Annotated in this window: 14 protein-coding genes; 3 read left to right on the forward strand and 11 right to left on the reverse strand. The window is 72.4% G+C overall.

Translation table 11 applies throughout. The features are described from left to right. Positions 1 to 8 precede the first annotated feature (8 nt). Both A6A06_RS16315 and A6A06_RS16320 read right to left on the reverse strand, forming a co-directional pair. Positions 9 to 1,235, reverse strand: coding sequence for an FAD-dependent oxidoreductase (locus tag A6A06_RS16315; protein ID WP_073761882.1), 1,227 nt, complete (start codon positions 1,233 to 1,235; stop codon positions 9 to 11). An 839-nt stretch (positions 1,236 to 2,074) separates the two neighbouring features. Beyond that, positions 2,075 to 3,007: a TIGR01777 family oxidoreductase gene (locus tag A6A06_RS16320; RefSeq protein WP_073761883.1), complete on the reverse strand. Its 933-nt coding sequence runs from the start codon at positions 3,005 to 3,007 to the stop codon at positions 2,075 to 2,077. A 40-nt stretch (positions 3,008 to 3,047) separates the two neighbouring features. Between A6A06_RS16320 and A6A06_RS16325 the strand changes: the two genes are divergently transcribed. Next, positions 3,048 to 3,539, forward strand: coding sequence for a GNAT family N-acetyltransferase (locus A6A06_RS16325; RefSeq protein WP_073761884.1), 492 nt, complete (start codon positions 3,048 to 3,050; stop codon positions 3,537 to 3,539). A 108-nt stretch (positions 3,540 to 3,647) separates the two neighbouring features. On the opposite strand, the gene A6A06_RS16330 is transcribed toward A6A06_RS16325, so the two are convergent. The 3 genes from A6A06_RS16330 to A6A06_RS16340 all read right to left on the reverse strand — a co-directional run bounded on the left by A6A06_RS16330 (position 3,648) and on the right by A6A06_RS16340 (position 5,776). Continuing rightward, a complete protein-coding gene (locus tag A6A06_RS16330; RefSeq protein ID WP_073761885.1) occupies positions 3,648 to 4,484 on the reverse strand; it encodes an alpha/beta fold hydrolase in 837 nt (278 codons plus the stop codon). Continuing rightward, entirely contained in the window at positions 4,481 to 5,074 is a 594-nt protein-coding gene (locus tag A6A06_RS16335) for a TetR/AcrR family transcriptional regulator (protein ID WP_073761886.1), read from the reverse strand. The genes A6A06_RS16330 and A6A06_RS16335 overlap by 4 nt, the downstream gene beginning before the upstream one ends. Before the next feature lie 183 nt (positions 5,075 to 5,257). Further along, entirely contained in the window at positions 5,258 to 5,776 is a 519-nt protein-coding gene (locus A6A06_RS16340) for a DUF4240 domain-containing protein (RefSeq protein WP_073761887.1), read from the reverse strand. 153 nt (positions 5,777 to 5,929) lie between these two features. Here A6A06_RS16340 and A6A06_RS16345 point away from each other — a divergent pair, with 153 nt between their 5' ends. Beyond that, positions 5,930 to 6,919 carry an SDR family oxidoreductase gene (locus tag A6A06_RS16345; protein WP_073761888.1) on the forward strand — a complete coding sequence of 330 codons (990 nt, stop codon included), beginning with the start codon at positions 5,930 to 5,932 and terminating at the stop codon, positions 6,917 to 6,919. A gap of 48 nt (positions 6,920 to 6,967) precedes the next feature. Here the strand turns inward: A6A06_RS16345 and A6A06_RS16350 are convergent, their stop codons facing one another. The 6 genes from A6A06_RS16350 to A6A06_RS16375 form a co-directional block, all read right to left on the reverse strand. Beyond that, positions 6,968 to 7,939, reverse strand: coding sequence for a helix-turn-helix transcriptional regulator (locus A6A06_RS16350; RefSeq protein ID WP_073761889.1), 972 nt, complete (start codon positions 7,937 to 7,939; stop codon positions 6,968 to 6,970). Positions 7,940 to 8,212: 273 nt separating this feature from the next. Next, positions 8,213 to 10,873, reverse strand: a complete 2,661-nt coding sequence (gene aceE / locus A6A06_RS16355; protein WP_073761890.1) for a pyruvate dehydrogenase (acetyl-transferring), homodimeric type — start codon at positions 10,871 to 10,873, stop codon at positions 8,213 to 8,215. Positions 10,874 to 11,091: 218 nt separating this feature from the next. Continuing rightward, a complete protein-coding gene (locus tag A6A06_RS16360; RefSeq protein ID WP_073761891.1) occupies positions 11,092 to 11,715 on the reverse strand; it encodes a GntR family transcriptional regulator in 624 nt (207 codons plus the stop codon). A gap of 177 nt (positions 11,716 to 11,892) precedes the next feature. Then, positions 11,893 to 13,683 carry a 2-oxoglutarate dehydrogenase, E2 component, dihydrolipoamide succinyltransferase gene (gene sucB / locus A6A06_RS16365; protein WP_073761892.1) on the reverse strand — a complete coding sequence of 597 codons (1,791 nt, stop codon included), beginning with the start codon at positions 13,681 to 13,683 and terminating at the stop codon, positions 11,893 to 11,895. A 54-nt stretch (positions 13,684 to 13,737) separates the two neighbouring features. Continuing rightward, on the reverse strand, positions 13,738 to 15,126 hold the full coding sequence (gene lpdA / locus A6A06_RS16370) for a dihydrolipoyl dehydrogenase (protein ID WP_073761893.1): 1,389 nt from the start codon (positions 15,124 to 15,126) through the stop codon (positions 13,738 to 13,740). A gap of 313 nt (positions 15,127 to 15,439) precedes the next feature. Then, on the reverse strand, positions 15,440 to 16,990 hold the full coding sequence (locus tag A6A06_RS16375; protein WP_073761894.1) for a leucyl aminopeptidase: 1,551 nt from the start codon (positions 16,988 to 16,990) through the stop codon (positions 15,440 to 15,442). Between the two features lie 365 nt (positions 16,991 to 17,355). Here A6A06_RS16375 and A6A06_RS16380 point away from each other — a divergent pair, with 365 nt between their 5' ends. Next, positions 17,356 to 19,449 carry a hypothetical protein gene (locus tag A6A06_RS16380; protein WP_073761895.1) on the forward strand — a complete coding sequence of 698 codons (2,094 nt, stop codon included), beginning with the start codon at positions 17,356 to 17,358 and terminating at the stop codon, positions 19,447 to 19,449. Positions 19,450 to 19,617: the final 168 nt, after the last annotated feature.

Raw genomic sequence — 19,617 nt, forward strand, 5'->3', positions numbered from 1 at the left:
CCGGTGGGTCAGGCCGCGGCGGAGAGTTCGCAGGGCTCCTGGAAGGGGGGCAGGCGGAGGTCGTCGAGCGCGGCGCGGGCGGCCCGGCGGCCGGAGCGCAGGGCCCCCTGGACGGTGCCGGTGTCCCGGTGGTCGCCGCACACGTACAGCCCGGACAGCAGCCGGACGGACCGGTCCGGATCGTGCGGTACGGGCATGGCCGGGACCGCCTCCGGGTCGTGGTGGGCGGCCAGCAGGTCCCAGGTGTCGGTGGACGTGCCGTAGATCCGGTCGAGTTGGGGCCGGACGGTCTTGTCCAGCGAACGGGCGGGCAGCGTCGCCGGGGCGCCCAGCACGGTCGTGGTGACCAGGGCGCGGCCCGCCGGGGCGCGGGAGGGGTCGGTCTCGCTGGCGACGTAGGTGTGGGCGACGGGGCCGTCGGCGGGCAGGAAGATCACCGGTTCGCGGACCGGGGGACTGTCAGTGGTGTGGTGCACGATGGTCACCGGGTGGAAATCGGGGACCCGCAGCCCCGGGAGCAGCCCTGCCGCATCACGCGCTCCGGTGGCCACGAGCACCGAGCGGCAGGGGAGTTGACCGTGGTCGGCGGTGGTGACGCTGGTGGTCGAGACGGCGACGGCGCGTACGGAGGTGCGCACGGTGCCGGGGGGAAGGGAGGCGGCGAGGAGTTCCGGCAGGGCCGAGGCCCCGCCGGCGGGCAGACACAGGCGTCCGCGGGCGAAGGAGCGCAGGGCCTGGGCGGCGCTGCGGCTGGAGCCGGTGAGTTCGGGATCGCACAGGAGAGCGGACAGGAGGGGGCGCAGGAACCCGTCGGGGATGTACGGCGGGAAGGCCGGGCGGGCGGCCAGTGCTTGAGCGGCGGGACGGTCGGCGCGCCGCTCGGAGCGCGAAAGGGCGCGCGACGCCGAAAGTGCGCCCCTTGTGCTCCGGGGAGCACCGACGCGCTGTGCCCGCCGGCCGTTGTGGAGGCAGAGCCCGGGGGAGAAGTGGCGTAGGACCAAGCCGTTGAGGCCGGGGGTGGTGCGCAGTTCGGGGTACGAGGTGACGAGTAGTTGGCCGGTGCGGTCCAGCCGGAAGCCGTCCAGGTGATCGGTGGTGGTCCGGCCGCCGGTGCGCGGGGCGGCCTCCAGCACGGTGACCGTGGCTCCCGCGCTGGTCAGATGGTGGGCGGCGGCGAGACCGGCGAGGCCGGCCCCGACGATGACGACGTCCACGGTCGATGCGGTGCGCAGCACGTGCCCTCCCGAGGTCGGTCCCGGTGCCGGCGCTGAAGGGCTCCTGCCCCGTACCGGCGCGCGGGATGCCGAGTTCGTGAGGTTGGAACGTTAAGAAGGGCGGCGGCGGGGGCGGGATCGCGCGTAGACCGCGCACGGGCGCACGATGCGGCACGGAGTGCCGCGGAGGGCCGGTTCTGGGGCGCGCGGGGTCAAGGATGGCACCGAGTGCGCTTCGCCTCCGGCGGGGTGGGCGTCGGGTGCGGCCCGGTCGCGGGTGGTCTTCCGGCTGCGGTCCCACGTCGTGGCCGTGCGTCCGGCCACGGGTGCAGCTGCGCTTCCGGCTGCCGGTGCGTCGCGGTGCTGCCTCCGGCGGGAGGAGGGGTGGGGCGGGACTCGCCGATGGTGTGTGGTGCGGGCCGGGGCAGGGCCGCGCCCCGGTGGAGAGAAAGATCAAGACGTGGGCTCCGTGCGGGAGGGGAAGCCCGCCCGGGAGGGGGGGGCTCAGGCCGTGAGCGCCGTGCGGGAGGGGTGGGCTTAGGGCGTGAGCGTTGCGCGGGAAGGGAAGCCCCGCCCGGGAGGGGGGCTCAGGCCGTGAGCGCCGCCCGGGAGGGATGGCTCAGGCCGTTAGCGCCGCGCGGAAGGGGAGGGCTTAGGGCGCGAGCTCCGTGCGGAAGGGGAAGCCTCGCCCGGGAGGGGATGGTTTAGGACGTGGGCTCCGTGTGGCGGGGGAAGCCCCGCCCGGGGGGGGTGAGCTCAGGCCGTGAGCGCCGCGCGGCAAGGGAAGCCTCGCCCGGGAGGGGGTGGCTCAGGACGTGGGCGCCGCCCGGGGACGTGGGCTCCGCCCGGGAGGGGAGGGCTCAGGAGGTGAGGGCCGATTGGATGGCGGTGTCCACGGTTGGGTGGGTGAAGGTGAAGCCGGTGTTCAGTAGGCGTTGGGGGATGACGCGTTGGCTGGACAGGACGTTGTCGGCGAATTCGCCCAGGGCCAGGCGCAGGGCGGGGGCCGGGGCGGGGAAGGGGGTGGGGCGGTGCAGGACGCGGCCCATCGCCGCCGTGACCTCGCGGTTGGTGACCGGCTCGGGTGCGGTGAGGTTGACCGGGCCGCTGAGTTCCTCGGTGTCGATGAGGTGCCGGAGGGCGGCGATGTGGTCGTGCAGGGAGATGAAGCTCCAGTACTGGCGGCCGCTGCCGAGCCGCCCGCCCAGGCCCAGCTTGAACAGGGGGAACAGTCGCCCCCAGGCGCCGCCCTGGCGCCCCACGACCAGCCCGGTGCGGGGGAAGACCGTACGGATGCCCGCTTCGACGGCCGGAGCGGCGGCCTCCTCCCAGTCGACGCAGACGCGGGCCAGGAAGTCGTCGCCGGGCGGCGCCGACTCGTCGGTCCGCCGGTCGCCGGTGTCGCCGTAGAAGCCGATGGCGCTGCCGCACACGAAGACCCGCGGCGGGGTGTCCAGGGAGGCGACGGCTTCCGCGAGCGCCGCCGTGCCGAGGACTCGGCTGTCCCGGATCTCGCGTTTGTACGCGTCGGTCCAGCGGTGGTCGCCGACGCCCGCGCCCGCGAGGTGCACGACGGCGTCGCAGCCCGCGAGCCCGGCGGCGTCCACCGTCTGGCGCGCGGGGTCCCAGCGCACCTCGTCGGCGGCGCGTGGTGCACGCCGGACGAGCCGGACGATGTCCGGGCGTTTCCCGGTGTCCGACGGGCGGGCGGCGCTCCCTTCGCGCAGGGAGTGCAGGAGTGCCGTTCCGATGAGACCGGTCGAGCCGGTGATCGCGATCCGCATGGCAGCCATACTGCCTCTCCGGAGGCGCACGCATGGCACAGTGGCACGCATGTCCGATTCGTTCGTCCGTACCGCCGTTCTCGCCGACGAGGAGCCGCTCGCGGTCATGGACCGCCGTACGTGGTCGACGCTGCACGCCGTGACGCCCCGGCCGCAGCCCCCGTACGACCGGTTCTTCGACAACCGGCACCGGCCGGAGGACCTGCTGGTGGCGGAGATCGCGGGGCAGCTGGCGGGCTATCTGCGGCTGGTGCCGCCGACCGCGCTGCCCTGCAACGCCCATGTCCGGCAGATCCGGGGCCTGGCCGTGGACACCTGGGCGCGCGGCCGGGGCGTCGCCCGTACGCTGCTGGACGCGGCCTGCGCGCAGGCGGCGGACGAGGGGGCCCGCCGCATCACGCTGCGCGTCCTCGGGCACAACACCCCGGCCCGCAAGCTCTACGAGTCGGCGGGCTTCGAGGTGGAGGGCGTCCTGCCCGGGGAGTTCCTGCTGGAGGGCGCGTACGTCGACGACGTGCTGATGGGCAAGGCGCTGACCTGAAGGGCAAGGCGTTGACCTGATGGGGACGGCGCTGATCTGACGGGCGCGGGCGGGCCCCGCCGTTGCGGGATGCCCGCCCGGTGCGGGATGCGCCCGCCCGGGGCGCCGTCAGGCGTGCAGTGCCTTCACGAGGGTTTCCGCGAACTCGGCGGGGTGCGTGGTCAGACCGGTGTGCCCGCCGGGGAAGTGCAGGAGTTCCGTGCCGAACTGCCCGGCCAGGAAGGCGGCCGGCCGGTAGGACAGCTCGCCGCGCGAGTCCTCGCCGCCGGCCAGGACGAGCCGGTCCGACAGGGCCTTCAGCCGGTGGAGGTCCGGGGCGTAGGACATGAAGGCGGGGACGATGCGCCCGACGAAGTACGGCAGGTTGGCCATCGTCTGTTCGGCCCGTGCTGCCGCCTGCGGCGGGAGTTTCAGTTCGGGCTGCGGCGCGGCGGCGCTGCCGTCCTTCTTCAGGCCCGCGGAGAACACGGCCATCGCCGGCATGAGCCCCTGGGCGTGGAACGTTTCCTCCACGCGTGCGACGAGGGCGCGGTGTTCGGCGGCGTCCGGCAGGACCTCGACCACCGGCGGCTCGTGCGCCACGACGCGGGTGATGCGTTCGGGACGGGTGGTGAGCAGGTGCAGGGAGGCGATGGCGCCCGAGCTGATGCCGAGCACCCGGGCGGGCTCTCCGGGCGACAGCATCTCCAGCATCCGGAACGCGTCGTCGGCGTGCTCGGCCACGCGCTGCCCGGCCGCGGGGTCGTCCAGCACGCTGCGCGACATGCCGCGCGGGTCGTACGTCGCGACGGTGTAGGCGGCGGCCAGCTCGTCGGCCATGCCGTCGAAGGCGGCCGCGCCGCCCGCCCCTCCGGGTATCAGCAGCAGGAGCGGGCCCCGGCCGCGTACTTCGTAGTGCAGGGTCGCGCCGTTCACGCGCAGACTGCCGGTGGTCGGGCCGGTCATGAGGAATCTCCTTCGTGGGACGGGGGCCAGTGCTCCAGGAGGGTGTGCAGGGCGTCGAGGGCGCGGTTCCACGAGCGCTGCGGCGAACGCTTGTGGGCGAAGCCGCCGGCGGCTTCCAGCGCGACGAAGCCGTGGAACGTGCTGCGCAGCAACCGGACCGCGTCGGTCAGGTCCGGTTCGGCCAGGCCGTAGCCGCGCAGCATGCCGTACGTCAGCTCGACCGCGCGCCGCGGGCCGGGCGCGTTCGCGGCCAGTTCCGGGTCGATGGTGAGCGGCAGCTGCGTCGCCATGTAGCGGCCGGGGTGCCTGCTCGCGTACTCCCGCCAGGCGTTGGCGAACGCGACCAGCGCTTCCTTGCCCGCGCGCCCGGCGGTCGCCTCGGCGATACGGATGGTCTTCTCGTCCGCCGCCAGCAGCGCGATCCGTCCGCGCAGGTCCTCCAGGCCGCGGACGTGCGTGTACAGGCTCGCGTCCTTCACGCCGAGCCGCCGCGCCACCTGCGACATGGTCACCTGGTCGAGTCCGACCTCGTCCGCCAGTTCGGCGCCCGCGACGGTCACTCGCTCCGCCGTCAGTCCGGCCCGCACCATGTGCCCTCCTCGTGTTCCTAGACCCCTTAGCTGTTTCCTAGGGGCCCTAGGTATAGCCTACGAGCCCTAGGGAGAGCAAAGTGAATAGGGAGAGCAACGGGAATAGGGAGAGCGAAGGGAAAACGCCGCGCCCCGCCGGGGAGGCGGGACGCGGCGCCCGGTGGTCCTGTGCCGGGGCGGGCGTCAGGTGCCGAAGCGTTCCCACAGCCGGGGGAAGCGTTCCGCCAGGGTGCGGTCGTCGTCGAGGTCGAGGTAGGTGCCGAGCGGTTCGCGGGGCTGGGGCGGCAGGCCCAGGTCCGGCATCTCGGCGCCGGTGAGCTGTTCGTACGCCTCGTCCGCCGCGTAGCCGAGCTCCTCCGCGTCGCCGTCCACCTCGTCGTCGAAGGTGTCCAGCAGTTCGGCGAGGTGGTCGGGGTCGTGCAGCGCGCCCTCGAAGACCTCCCGGCCCTGGCCGATCAGCCAGCTGCGGAAGCAGTCGAAGGCGTCGTCGCTCGCGCCGCCCAGCAGGATGCCGGCCGCGGCCCACAGGTCCCAGCTGTAGGCGCGGTTGTCGCGGGACTCGAAGTGCCGGGCGAAGTCCACCACCGCGTCGGGATCGCGTGCCACCAGTCGTTCGACGAGCGCGTCCGCCTGCTCCTCGGGGTCGCCCTCGGCGGCCTCACGGGAGCTGTCGATCAGCTGCCAGAACTCCGTCTCGTCCATCACGGGTCCAGCATCGTTGCTGCCGCACGGCGCCGCACGCGGACTACCCCAGATGCGACGGTGTCGTTATCCGCGTCCCTTCGCGCGGAAAAGCGGACACAAGGTGTCGGGTTTCGGCGCGAAGGTCGTGCCATGCGAGAAGGAGAGACCACCATGGCCGAGGCAATCACCCCACGGACACCGCTCACCGGGAAGGTCGCGCTGGTCGCCGGGGCCACGCGCGGCGCGGGCCGGGCGATGGCGGTGGAGCTGGGCCGGGCCGGCGCCACGGTCTACGTCACCGGCCGTACGACCCGGGAGCACATCAGCGAGGTCGGCCGGGCCACGGAGACGATCGAGGAGACCGCGGAGCTGGTGACGGCGGCGGGCGAGGCGGCCCGCAGGGCCCGGTCCGAAGGCGGTGCGGCGGTCCCGGCCGGGTGCGGCACCGGCATCGCCGTACCGACGGACCATCTGGACCCGGCGGCCGTACGGGCACTGGTCGAGCGTATCGACCGCGAGCAGGGGCGGCTGGACATCCTCGTCAACGACCTGTGGGGCGGTGACGTGCATGTCGAGTGGGGCAAGAAGATGTGGGAGCACGACCTGGAGAAGGGGCTGCGCGTCCTGCGGCTCGGCGTGGAGAGCCACATCGTCACCAGCAGTTGCGCGCTGCCGCTGCTGATCCGCCGGCCCGGCGGGCTGGTGGTGGAGGTGACGGACGGCACTGCGGAGTTCAACCGCCGCTACCGCGAGCCCTTCTACTACGACCTGGCCAAGAGCGGGCCGATCAGGATGGCGAAGGGGCTCGCCGAGGAGCTGCCGGAGTACGGGTGTACGGCGGTGTGCCTGACGCCGGGCTGGCTGCGGTCGGAGGCCATGCTGGACACGTACTTCAAGGTCACCGAGGAGAACTGGCTCGCGGGCTGCGAGCAGAACCCGCACTTCGCGATCTCCGAGACACCGGTGTTCGTCGGGCGGGCGCTGGCGGCGCTGGCGGGCGACCCGGACGTGGCCCGCTTCAACGGGCAGGCCCTGTCCAGCGGCGGCCTGGCGAAGGAGTACGGCTTCACGGACGTGGACGGGTCGGCGCCGGACGCCTGGCGCTACATCACCGAGGTGGAGCACGAGGGCAAGCCGGCGGACACGACCGGATACCGGTAGGCGACGCGGGGGCCGGGGCGTCCGCGGGGTGTCCCGGCCCGGCCGCCGTCATGGCTCCCCGTACAGCCCGCGCATACGTGCCGCCGCGGTGGCGAAACGGTCCCGCAGCTCCGGCGGCGCCAGCACCTCCGCCTCCGGGCCGAGGCCGAGCAGCTGGCTGTAGGCGACGTCCAGGGACTCGACGGGCAGGGCGACGGTGAGCCGCCCCTGCTCGTCGGGCCCGTCCGCCCGTTCCACCGCTTCCTCGGCAGCGGCGCGGTCGGTCACGTGCCGCAGCTGCCGGGCGCCCGCGGGGGTCAGCCGTACGGTCACCTCGTCCCGCAGGATCGAGCGGGCGAACTGGGCGGCCCGCTCCGCCCAGAAGGCGGGCAGGTCGAAGTCCGGGCTGCGGGTGAAGCGGTCGGCGAGGGGGGTGACGGCGGTGAAACGGTCGATGCGGTACACCCGCATGTCCGCGCCGGCCCGTGCCGCGAGGTACCAGACACCCGCCTTGAGCACCAGGCCGTACGGCTCCAACTCCCGCTCCACCTCGGCGTCCTGGCGGCGGTAGCGGGCGGTGACGCGCCGGTCGTCCCAGACCGCGTCCGCGACGGCGGGCAGCAGGTCAGGGGTGGCCGGTTCGCGGTACCAGGCGGGCGCGTCGAGGTGGAAGCGCCGGGCGGCGCCGTCCGCGGCGTCCCGCAGCTCGGGCAGCAGCGCGGCGGAGACCTTCAGGCGGGCGGCGGACGCGACGTCCGCGAGCCCCATGTCGCGCAGCGCGGCGGGCACGCCGGACAGGAACAGGGCCTCCGCCTCGCTGCGGCCGAGGCCGGTCAGCCGGGTCCGGTAGCCGCCGATCAGGCGGTAGCCGCCGGCCCGCCCGCGGTCCGCGTAGACGGGCACGCCGGCCTCGGAGAGGGAGAGCACGTCGCGGGCGACCGTCCGCTCCGACACCTCCAGCTCCCGCGCCAGCTCGGCGGCCGTCATCGACGGGCGGGACTGGAGGAGCAGCACCATTCTGATCAGCCGGGCAGCACGCATGACCGCATCATGCCGCGCGCGGGCGCGTCCTGACGCGCCTGCCGTACGCGACGGAGACGACGGGGACGATGGAGACAACGGAGACGACGAAGATCCCGTGCGGAGACCCCGGGCGCGGTTGAGGTGGTCTCCGCACGGGAGCGGGGGGCGCCGGACCGGGGTCCGGCGCGGGGGCGGACGCGGCGGGAGCGGCCCGCCGCGTCCGGTGGTGGCCTACAGGCCGTACCGGTGGCCTACAGGCCGTACCGGTGGCCCACAGGCCGTACCCGCGACCTACAGTCCGTACCGCTCCTTGGCCTCCTTGACCGTCTCCGCCTTCACGTCGCCGCGGCGGGCGAGGGCGGCCAGGGCCTGCACCACGACCGACTGCGCGTCGACGCCGAAGTGGCGGCGGGCCGCCTCGCGGGTGTCGGAGAGGCCGAAGCCGTCGGTGCCGACGGAGGTCCAGTCCTGCTCGACCCACGGCGCGATCTGGTCGGGCACGGCCCGCATCCAGTCGCTGACCGCGACGACCGGGCCGGGGGCACCGGCCAGCGCGCGGGTCACGTACGGGATGCGGTCCTCGCCGTCCAGGCGGGCGGCGTCGCACTCCAGCGCGTCGCGGCGCAGCTCCGTCCAGGACGGCGCCGACCAGATGTCCGCCGCCACGCCCCAGTCGCGGGCCAGGATCTCCTGGGCCTCCAGGATCCAGTGGACGGCGGTACCGGAGGCCAGCAGCTGGAGGCGCGGCGCGTCGGCAGCGGCGGGCTCGGCCTCCTTGAAGCGGTAGAGGCCCTTGAGGATGCCTTCCTCGACGCCCTCCGGCATGGCGGGCTGCACCTTGGTCTCGTTGTAGACCGTCAGGTAGTAGAAGACGTCCTCCGCCTGCGGGCCGTACATCCGGCGCAGGCCCTCCTTGACGATCACCGCGACCTCGTACGCGAACGCCGGGTCGTAGGAGAGCGCCGCCGGGTTGGTGGAGGCGATCAGGTGCGAGTGGCCGTCCGCGTGCTGGAGGCCCTCACCGGTCATCGTCGTACGGCCGGCCGTGGCGCCGATGACGAAGCCGCGGCCCAGCTGGTCGGCGAGCGCCCAGAACTGGTCGGCGGTGCGCTGCCAGCCGAACATCGAGTAGAAGATGTAGAACGGGATCATCGGCTCGCCGTGGGTGGCGTACGAGGTCGCCGCCGCGGTGAAGTCGGCCAGCGAACCGGCCTCCGTGATGCCCTCGTTGAGGATCTGGCCGTCCTTGGCTTCCTTGTAGTACAGGAGCTGGTCACGGTCGACCGGGTCGTAGGTCTGGCCGACGGGGGAGTAGAGCCCGGCGGACGGGAACAGCGACTCCATGCCGAAGGTACGGGCCTCGTCGGGCACGACCGGCACCCAGCGCTTGCCGGTCTCCTTGTCCCGCATCAGGTCCTTGACCAGGCGGACGAACGCCATGGTGGTGGCGATCTCCTGCGAGCCCGACCCCTTCTTCAGGGCGTCGAACGCCTTGTCGGCGGGCATCGGCAGCGGCTTGGCGACGACCTTGCGGGCCGGGGCCGGGCCGCCGAGGGCCGCGCGGCGCTGCCGCAGGTACTCCATCTCGGGGGAGTTCTCGTCCGGGCGGGCGTACGGCACCACGTCCGCGTCCAGGGCGCTGTCCGGGATCGGCAGCTCCAGGAGGTCGCGCATGGTGCGGAACTGCTCGCCGGTGAGCTTCTTCATCTGGTGGTTGGCGTTACGGGACTCGAAGCCCTCGCCGAGGGTGTAGCCCTTGACGGTCTGCGCCAGGATGACGGTCGGCGCGCCCTTGTGCTCGACGGCGGCCTTGTACGCGGCGTACACCTTGCGCGGCTCGTGGCCGGCGCGGGAGGTCTGGAACAGCTCCAGCAGCTTGGCGTCCGACAGGCCCTGGGCGATACGGCCCAGCGACGGGTCGGAGCCGAAGAAGTGCTCGCGCAGGTAGGCGGCGTCGCGGGTGGCGTACGTCTGGAACTGCGCGTCGGGGGTCTCGCGGAGGCGGCGCAGCAGGGCGCCGTCGACGTCCTGGGCGAAGACCTCGTCCCAGGCCTGGCCCCACAGGGACTTGACGACGTTCCAGCCCGCGGCGCGGAACTGGGCCTCCAGCTCCTGCACGATCTTGAAGTTGGGGCGGACCGGGCCGTCGAGGCGCTGGAGGTTGCAGTTGATGACGAAGGTCAGGTTGTCCAGGCCCTCGCGGCCGGCCAGTGCCAGTGCGGCCGTCGACTCGGGCTCGTCCATCTCGCCGTCGCCGAGGAACGCCCACACGTGGGAGTTGGCGGTGTCCTTGATGCCGCGGTGGTCCAGGTAGCGGTTGAAGCGCGCCTGGTAGATCGCGGAGAGCGGGCCCAGGCCCATGGAGACGGTGGGGAACTCCCACAGCCAGGGCAGGCGCCGCGGGTGCGGGTAGGAGGGCAGGCCGTCACCGGCCGCCTCCTGGCGGAAGCGGTCGAGCTGGTCCTCGGTGAGGCGGCCTTCGAGGAAGGCGCGGGCGTAGATGCCGGGGGAGGCGTGGCCCTGGATGTAGAGCTGGTCGCCCGACCCGTCGGCTTCCTTGCCGCGGAAGAAGTGCTGGAAGCCGGTCTCGTAGAGCCAGGCCGCCGAGGCGAAGGTGGCGATGTGGCCGCCGAGGCCGAGGCGGGAGCCGCGGGTGACCATGACGGCCGCGTTCCAGCGGTTCCACGCCGTGATCCGGGCCTCCATCGCCTCGTCACCCGGGAATTCGGGCTCGGCGGAGGTCGGGATGGTGTTGACGTAGTCGGTTTCGAGCGGCGCGAGGCCCGGAGCGTTGGTGTGCTCCACGGCACGGCGCATCAGGTACGCGGCGCGGTGCTCCCCTGCCGCCTTCGTGACGGCGTCCAGGGACTCGCGCCACTCGGCCGTCTCCTCCGGGTCGCGGTCCGGGACCTGGTCGAGCTGGCTGTACGGCATACGTACGGGATCGGGCATGGGTGGCCCCTTTCCGGACGGAGGAGGGAGGTGCGATGAGTGCTTGGCAGGCAGGGGTGTCGCGCCCCACGGACGACGATACGCCTCTGATCGATGATCGATCAACGCAAGTTGAAGGAAAAACCGCAGGTCGGCACGGGGTGCCAGCCTTTTGGGCACGGGGTGCCAGGCTGTCTGCGGCTCCGAATCGTCGGCAGAAGGACTGCCGACCTGCGGATTCAGACCCGGGGCGCGCAGCTCAGCACATGGGTCTTCAGCAACTCGCCGATCCGCGGATCGCGCCGCCGGAACGCGTCCACGATCTCCTGGTGGTCGCGCGCGTGCGAGCGCGGCTCCGGGCTGAACCAGCGGATCGACAGCGTCGTCCACACCTCGACGCCCAGCGACTCCCAGGTGTGCAGCAGGACGGCGTTACGGGCGGCCCGCACGATCTCGCGGTGGAAGGCCACCGTGTGCCGCACCTGCGCCTCGCCGTCACCGTGCCGGTCCGCCTCGCACAGCGCCGCCACCTCGCGATCCAGCGCCACCGTGTCCTCGGCCAGCCGCCCGGCGGCCAGCTCGGCGGCCACCTGCTCCAGACCGGCCCGCACGGGGTAGCTCTCCTTGAGGTCGTCGGCGGTCAGGTTCCGTACCCGTACGCCCTTGTTCGGGGCCGACTCGATCAGCTGGAGTGACTCCAGCTCGCGCAGCGCCTCCCGTACGGGCGTCTGGCTGACCTCCAGCTCGACCGCGATCCGCCGTTCCACGATCCGCTCGCCGGGCTGCCACCGGCCGCTGACGATCCCTTCGAGGATGTGCTCGCGGATCTGCTCGCGGAGCGAATGGACGACGGGCGGGGTCATGACGTGCTCCTTCAGAGCGTGCGGCAGACGGCGGCCAGGGGTCCCGTACCGGAAGGCGGTACGGGAGACCACCGCAGGACGGCCATTATCCGTGCAACGAAAACAGGTCGGCCCCGGCTCGTACGAACTCGTACGAACCGGGGCCGACCCTGCACACCTACGGGGTGGCTACCGTGCTCAGAGACCGATCTCGGTCTCGAACTCGCCGGCCTCCAGGATCTGCTTGACCGTCGTCAGGTAACGGGCCGCGTCGGCACCGTCCACCAGGCGGTGGTCGTAGGAGAGCGCCAGGTAGGTCATGTTGCGCACGGCGATGGTCTCGCCCAGCTCCGGGTGGTCGACGACCACCGGGCGCTTGACGGTGGCGCCGATGCCCAGGATGCCGACCTGGTTCGGCGGCACGATGACCGTGTCGAACAGCGCACCGCGCGAGCCGGTGTTGCTGATCGTGAAGGTCGCCCCGGCGAGGTCGTCCGGGGTGATCTTGTTGGAGCGGACCTTGCCGGCCAGCTCCGCGGTCTTACGGGCGACGCCGGCGATGTTCAGGTCGCCCGCACCCTTGATGACCGGGGTCATCAGGCCCTTCTCCGCGTCCACCGCGATACCGACATTCTCGGTGTCGAAGTAGGTGATCGTGCCCTCGTCCTCGTTGATCCGGGCGTTGACGACCGGGTGGGCCTTCAGCGCCTGGACAGCGGCCTTGACGAAGAACGGCATCGGGGAGAGCTTGACGCCCTCCCGCTGCGCGAAGGCGTCCTTGGCCTTGTTGCGCATCCGCATGATCTTGGTGATGTCCACCTCGACCACGGAGGTCAGCTGCGCCTGGCCGTGCAGGGCCTTCATCATGTTGTCGCCGATGACCTTGCGCATCCGCGGCATCTTGACGGTCTGGCCACGCAGCGGGGACGCCTCGATGGCCGGGGCCTTCGAGGAAGCGGCCGGAGCGGCGGCAGCAGCCGGGGCGGCCTGCTGCTTGGCGGCCTCGGCGGCGGCGATGACGTCCTGCTTGCGGATACGGCCGCCGACGCCGGTGCCCTTGACCGAGCCCAGGTCCACGCTGTTCTCCTGGGCCAGCTTGCGGACCAGGGGAGTGACGTACGCGGCGTCCGCCTCACCCGCGGCCGGGGCCGGGGTGACGGGCGCGGCGGCCGGAGCCGGCGCCGGGGCCGGAGCGGCCGGGGCCGGGTCCGGGGCGGGGGTGGTCACGGCCTGCGGGGCCGGGGCCGAGGGGGCCTGGGGGGCCGGAGCCTCCTGCTTGGGGGCTTCCTGCTTGGGAGCCTCCTGCTTCGGGGCCTCCTGGGCGGGGGCCGGGGCCGCGGGGGCCTCGGCCTGCGCCGGAGCGGCACCCTTCGCGCCGATGACGGCCAGCTTGGCGCCGACCTCGGCGGTCTCGTCCTCGCCGACCACGATCTCCAGCAGGGTGCCGGCGGTGGGGGCGGGGATCTCGGTGTCGACCTTGTCGGTGGAGACCTCCAGCAGCGGCTCGTCCTCGGCCACCTCCTCGCCGACCTCCTTGAGCCAGCGGGTGACGGTGCCCTCGGTCACGCTCTCGCCGAGCGCGGGGAGGACGACGTCGGTCCCCTGGGCGCCACCGGCGGGGGCCGCGGGGGCCTCCTGCTGCGGGGCTTCCTGGGCGGGGGCCTCCTGGGCGGGGGCCTCCTGGGCCGGAGCCGCGGCGGGCTCGGGCTCCTCGGCCTGCGCCGGTGCGGACTCGGCCGCGGGCGCACCGCTGCCGTCGTCGATGACGGCCAGCTCGGCGCCGACCTCGACGGTCTCGTCCTCGGCCACCTTGATGGAGGCCAGCACGCCGGAGGCGGGGGCGGGGATCTCGGTGTCGACCTTGTCGGTCGACACCTCCAGCAGGGGCTCGTCAGCCTCTACGCGCTCACCCTCGGCCTTCAGCCAGCGGGTGACGGTGCCCTCGGTGACGCTCTCGCCGAGCGCCGGAAGGGTTACGGAAACCGCCATGGTTTCTCTTGCTCCTTACGAAAATGCGGGATGTGGTCGCGCCCGGACCGGAAATCAGTCGTGGGAGTGCAGAGGCTTGCCGGCCAGGGCCAGGTGGGCCTCGCCGAGCGCCTCGTTCTGCGTCGGGTGCGCGTGGATGAGCTGCGCAACCTCGGCCGGCAGTGCTTCCCAGTTGTAGACCAGCTGGGCCTCGCCGACCTGCTCGCCCATGCGGTCACCGACCATGTGGACGCCGACCACGGCACCGTCCTTGACCTGGACGAGCTTGATCTCGCCCGCGGTCTTGAGGATCTTGCTCTTGCCGTTGCCCGCGAGGTTGTACTTCAGAGCGACGACCTTGTCGGCACCGTACAGCTCCTTGGCCTTCGCCTCGGTGATACCCACCGAAGCGACCTCCGGGTGGCAGTACGTGACGCGCGGCACGCCGTCGTAGTCGATCGGCACGGTCTTGATGCCGGCCAGCCGCTCCGCCACCAGGATGCCCTCGGCGAAGCCGACGTGCGCGAGCTGGAGGGTGGGGACGAGGTCGCCGACGGCCGAGATGGTCGGCACGTTGGTCTGCATGTACTCGTCGACCAGGACGTAGCCGCGGTCCATGGCGACCCCGGCCTCCTCGTAGCCCAGGCCCTGGGAGACCGGGCCGCGGCCGATGGCGACCAGCAGCACCTCGGCCTCGAAGGTCTTGCCGTCGGCCAGCGTGACCTTGACGCCGTCCTGGGTGTACTCGGCCTTGTCGAAGAAGGTGCCGAGGTTGAACTTGATGCCGCGCTTGCGGAAGGCCCGCTCCAGCAGCTTGGAGCTGTTCTCGTCCTCGACCGGGACGAGGTGCTTGAGGCCCTCGACGATGGTCACGTCGGTGCCGAAGGACTTCCACGCGGAGGCGAACTCGACGCCGATGACGCCGCCGCCCAGCACGATCGCGGACTTCGGGACGCGGTTCAGCGTCAGCGCGTGGTCCGAGGAGATGATGCGGTCGCCGTCGATCTCCAGGCCCGGCAGGGACTTCGGCACGGAGCCGGTCGCCAGCAGGACGTGGCGGCCCTGGACGCGCCGGCCGTCGACGTCGACGGAGGTGGGGGAGGACAGTCGGCCCTCACCCTCGATGTAGGTCACCTTGCGGGAGGCGACCAGACCCTGCAGCCCCTTGTACAGGCCCGAGATGACCTCGTCCTTGTACTTGTGCACGCCCTCGATGTCGATGCCGTCGAGGGTGGCCTTGACACCGAACTGCGCGGCTTCGCGGGCCTGGTCCGCGATCTCGCCGGCGTGCAGCAGGGCCTTGGTGGGGATGCAGCCGTTGTGCAGGCAGGTCCCGCCGAGCTTGTTCTTCTCGATCAGGGCGACGTCCAGGCCCAGCTGGGCCCCGCGCAGGGCAGCGGCGTAACCACCGCTACCGCCTCCGAGGATCACTAGGTCGAAAACGGTGCTGGCGTCGTTCGCCACGTCACGTCCTCCATGCATGGGTACGCCGGAGCCGGTCTACGGTGACCGGGCGGCGGCTGTTGATCGGCCGCTGGTTGGTTCGGCCCTGGGTAAGGGGGGCCCTGTCCTGCCAAGAACCCATCTTCGCACTTGTTGAACGCGGGCGGGACGGCGGGCCGGGCTGTGGGGCGGCACGATGGCCGTTCCGGGGGGTTGCGCGTGCGGTTACCCAGGCGTACGGACGTACGGATTTCGTCGAGGGCGAACACGCGCGTACGGCCCCGGGCGCCGGGCCCGGAGCCGTACGGACAAAGCAGGAGCAACCGCGGCAGGGTCAGCCGAGGTCGCCGTCCGCGGTGCGCTCGGCCAGCCGCACCAGGGTGCGGACCGCGGAGCCGGTGCCGCCCTTGGGGGTGTAGCCGAAGGGCGCGCTCTCGTGGAAGGCCGGGCCGGCGATGTCCAGGTGCGCCCAGGTGATGTCCTCGCCCACGAACTCCTGGAGGAACACGCCGGCCAGCAGGCCGCCGCCCGCCCGCTCGCCGATGTTCTTCAGGTCGGCCACCGGGGAGTCCATGGTCCGGCGCAGCTCGCCCGGCATCGGCATCGGCCAGGACGGCTCGCCGGCCTCCTCCGCGATCTCGTGCAGGCTGGCCCGGAAGGCGTCGTCGTTGGCCATGATCCCGAAGGTCCGGTTGCCCAGCGCCAGCACCATGGCGCCGGTCAGCGTCGCGACGTCCACGATCGCGTCCGGCCGCTCCTCCGAGGCGCGGGTCAGCGCGTCGGCCAGCACGAGCCGGCCCTCGGCGTCGGTGTTCAGCACCTCGACGGTCTTGCCGTTGTACATGGTCAGCACGTCGCCGGGGCGCATCGCGTTGCCCGACGGCATGTTCTCGGCCAGCGCCAGCCAGCCGGTGACGTTGACCCGCAGGCCCAGGCGGGCGGCGGCCACGACCGTGGCGAACACCGCGGCGGCGCCACTCATGTCGCACTTCATGGTCTCGTTGAAGCCGGCCGGCTTCAGGGAGATGCCGCCCGAGTCGTAGGTGATGCCCTTGCCGACGAGCGCCAGGGTCTTTTCGGCCTTCGGGTGGGTGTAGGCGATCCGCACCAGGCGCGGCGGGTTGTCCGAGCCCTGGCCGACGCCCATCAGGCCGCCGTAGCCGCCCTTCTTCAGGGCCTTCTCGTCCAGCACCTCGGCCTTGAGGCCGAACTCCTTCGCGGCGGCCTGGGCCTGCGCGGCGAAGTCCTTCGGGGTGAGGTCGTTGGAGGGGGTGTTGATCAGGTCGCGGGCGCGGTTGACCTCGGCGGCCAGCGTCCCGGCGCGCTCGGTGGCGGCCTTGAAGGCCTTGTCGCGCGGCTTGCCGCCGAGGATCGCGATCTCGGCCAGCGGCGCCTTGGCGTCGGCCTTCTTCGCGGTGCCGGCGGCCTTCGCGTCGCCGCCGCCGTTGCCGCTGCGGTACGCGGTGAAGGCGTACGCGCCGAGCAGCGCGCCCTCGGCGACCGCTCCGGCGTCCCCGGCGTCGGCGGCGGGCAGCGCGAAGCCGGCCTTCTTGGTGCCGGCCAGGGCGCGGGCGGCGGAACCGGCGGCGCGGCGCAGCACCTCGGTGTCGTACTCGTCGTCCCCGGCCGGGGCGTCGCCCAGTCCGACCGCCAGCACGACCGCCGCCTTCAGGCCGGAGGGGGCGGGCAGCTTGGTGACCTCGCCCTCGGCACCGCTCGCGCCGAGGGTCTCCAGGACGGCGGCGAGCCCGCCGTCGAACGCCTTGTCCACGGCTTCGGCGCCGGGGGCCAAGGCGACGCCCTTGGCGCCCTTGGTCACGCCGACGACAACGGTGTCCGCACGCAGCGTCGCGGCGGAGGATGTGCTGAGGGTCAGTGCAGTCACGGTGATGAGAGTCCTGTTCCGTCCGGTTGTCCGTTCGCGCCGAGGGCGCTGGTGCGGCCGAGCCTACGCTTGAGGGTGCCGCCCGTAACCGCTTGATGCGGTATCGGCCCGAGCTGTCACATCTTCACCACCTGCCCCAGTGGCCCCAACGGCCTGCGGGTGTGGGGGAGTTGCCGGTTCCGGGAGAAAGCGGAGCGGCCCGTACGCCGGGCCCCGCCGTCAATTCCCGTGCGACGAATGAGACGTGTGTCACAGTCGTGGCGACTGCCGGATAGACGGCCGTCAACCTTCGCATGATGTCCACGAGCCTGCCCGGTACCGCTTCCGGAAGCAGGGGGGACTTCCGGGGGGAAGGGACTGCGCCCATGGGCAGCAACGGAAAGCCGGCCGCCAGACCGGCCACAGTTTTGACCGCACTCGCCGCAGCGATGATCACGGCACTGCCGCTGGCGGTGAGTGCCCCCGCCGCGCAGGCGGCCGTGCCCGCGGCGGCGGACCCGGCGCCACGCGTCGACCTGCGGGTCCTGGTCGTGAGCGACGGCGGTGAATCCACCGACGCCATCGTCGCCGAGCTGCGCAGCCAGGGCGTCCCGTACACGACCGTCGACCTCACGAGCCCCGGCCGTCCGGTGATCGACGCGGCGTTCCTCAGCGACACCGTGGACGGGCGGGCGCGCGCCAAGTTCCAGGGCGTCGTCCTGCCGAACGACAATCCCTTCGGCACGGCGTCCTCCGCGGAACTGGCCGCGCTGAAGGCGTACGAGACCGCGTACAAGATCCCCCAGGTGGACGCGTACACCTACGCGCGGCCCGACGTCGGCCTGCGCACGCCCGACGACGGCGGCTACGCCGGGGTCCTGGACGGCTTCGCCACCCACACCACCGCCGTGGGCAAGGCGGGCCCCTTCGGCTACCTCAAGGGCGCGGTGCCCTTCGAGGACGCCGACCCGCAGGTCTCCGAGAGCTACGGCTACATAGCGCAGCCGCTCGCGAACCCGCCCGCCGGGGCGACGTTCACGCCGTACCTGGACGCGGCGGTGCCCGGCACCTCCGCCCGCGGCGCGCTGGTCGGCGAATACGCCCGCGACGGCCGCCGCGAGCTGGTCATCACCTTCGCGCAGAACCGTTACCAGCAGCAGTTCCGGCTGCTCGCCCGCGGCATCGTGGACTGGCTCACCCAGGGCGTGCACCTGGGGCAGAGCCGCAACTACTTCTCCGTCCAGGTCGACGACATCTTCGCCCCGGACGCCCGCTGGGACGTGCAGAACAACTGCACCCCCGGCGACTTCGACTGCCCCTCCGGCGTCCCGGACACCACGCCGATCCGGATGGACGAGGCGGACGCCGCGTACGCCGCCGAGTGGCAGCGCGCCAGTGGCTACCAGCTCGACATGGTCTACAACGCCGGCTCCGGCGAGGAGTGGAAGTCGGAGCACGGCGGGACGGACGCGATGGCCGACCGGCTGCTCGCCGACAAGGCCGACTACCGCTGGGTCAACCACACCTGGACCCACCCCTTCCTCGGCTGCGTCCAGGACACCTCGGTCGTGCCCTGGCGCTGCTCCAAGGACCTGTTCGGCAGCACCCGCTGGGTCAGCCGCGCCGAGATCGCCGGTGAGATCGAGAAGAACCACGCCTGGGGCGTGTCCAGAGGGCTGAGCCTGGATCCCTCGGAGCTGGTCACCGGCGAGCACTCCGGCCTGAAGACCCTGCCGCAGCAGCCGCAGGACAACCCCAACCTCGCGTCGGCGCTCGCCGCCACCGGCGTCAAGTGGCTCGCCAGCGACAACTCGCGGGAGTCCGCGCAGCGCCCGGCCGGTGCGGCGCTGACCGTGCCGCGCTACCCGATGAACGTGTACTACAACGTGGGTCAGGCGGCCGAAGAGGTCGACGAGTACAACTGGATCTACACGAGCAAGGCCGACGGCGGCAGCGGCATCTGCGAGACCGACCCCAACTCGACCTGCATGCCCGCGCCCCTGCCGACGTCCACCGGCTACGCCTCGTACATCGTCCCGCAGGAGGCGCGGACCGCCCTCGGGCATGCTCTGGCCAACGATCCGCGCCCGCATTACATCCACCAGTCCAACCTCGCCGAGGACCGGATCGCCTACCCGGTTCTGGACAAAGTTCTGGCCGACTATCGCGGGTTCTTCGAGGAGAACACCCCTGTCGTCAACCAGCGCCACCGGGACATCGGACGCGAGATGCAGCAGCGTGCGGCCTGGCAGCAGGCCCTGGACGCCGGTTCGGTGACGGCGTACAGAATTGGCGATGTTGTCACCGTCACGTCGCCGGCCGGGGTGGCCGCTGCGGCTACGATGCCCGACGGAACCAGAACACAACTCTCCAACGGGACCGCGGAATTCGGCGAACGCTATGCCGGACGGGTATCGGAGTGGGCCACAGCGCAGTCGCCCGGAGCGTCCATCACGCTCAAGCTACCGACGACCGCCTGACGCGTCCCCTGTACTGCCCGGTCCGCGCGACCGGCCGGGCGGGCAGGGGCCGGGCGGCCGGGGTCCGCCGTGTCCCGTCACCACCGGAACCGGCGCCCCCGCACCACGGCGGGCGCCCGGCCGCCCCTGCACGCAGTACCCCGGCACGCCACACCGCAGATCCCGCAT

The organism is Streptomyces sp. CB02923 (assembly GCF_001905005.1).
GTDB lineage: Bacteria > Actinomycetota > Actinomycetes > Streptomycetales > Streptomycetaceae > Streptomyces.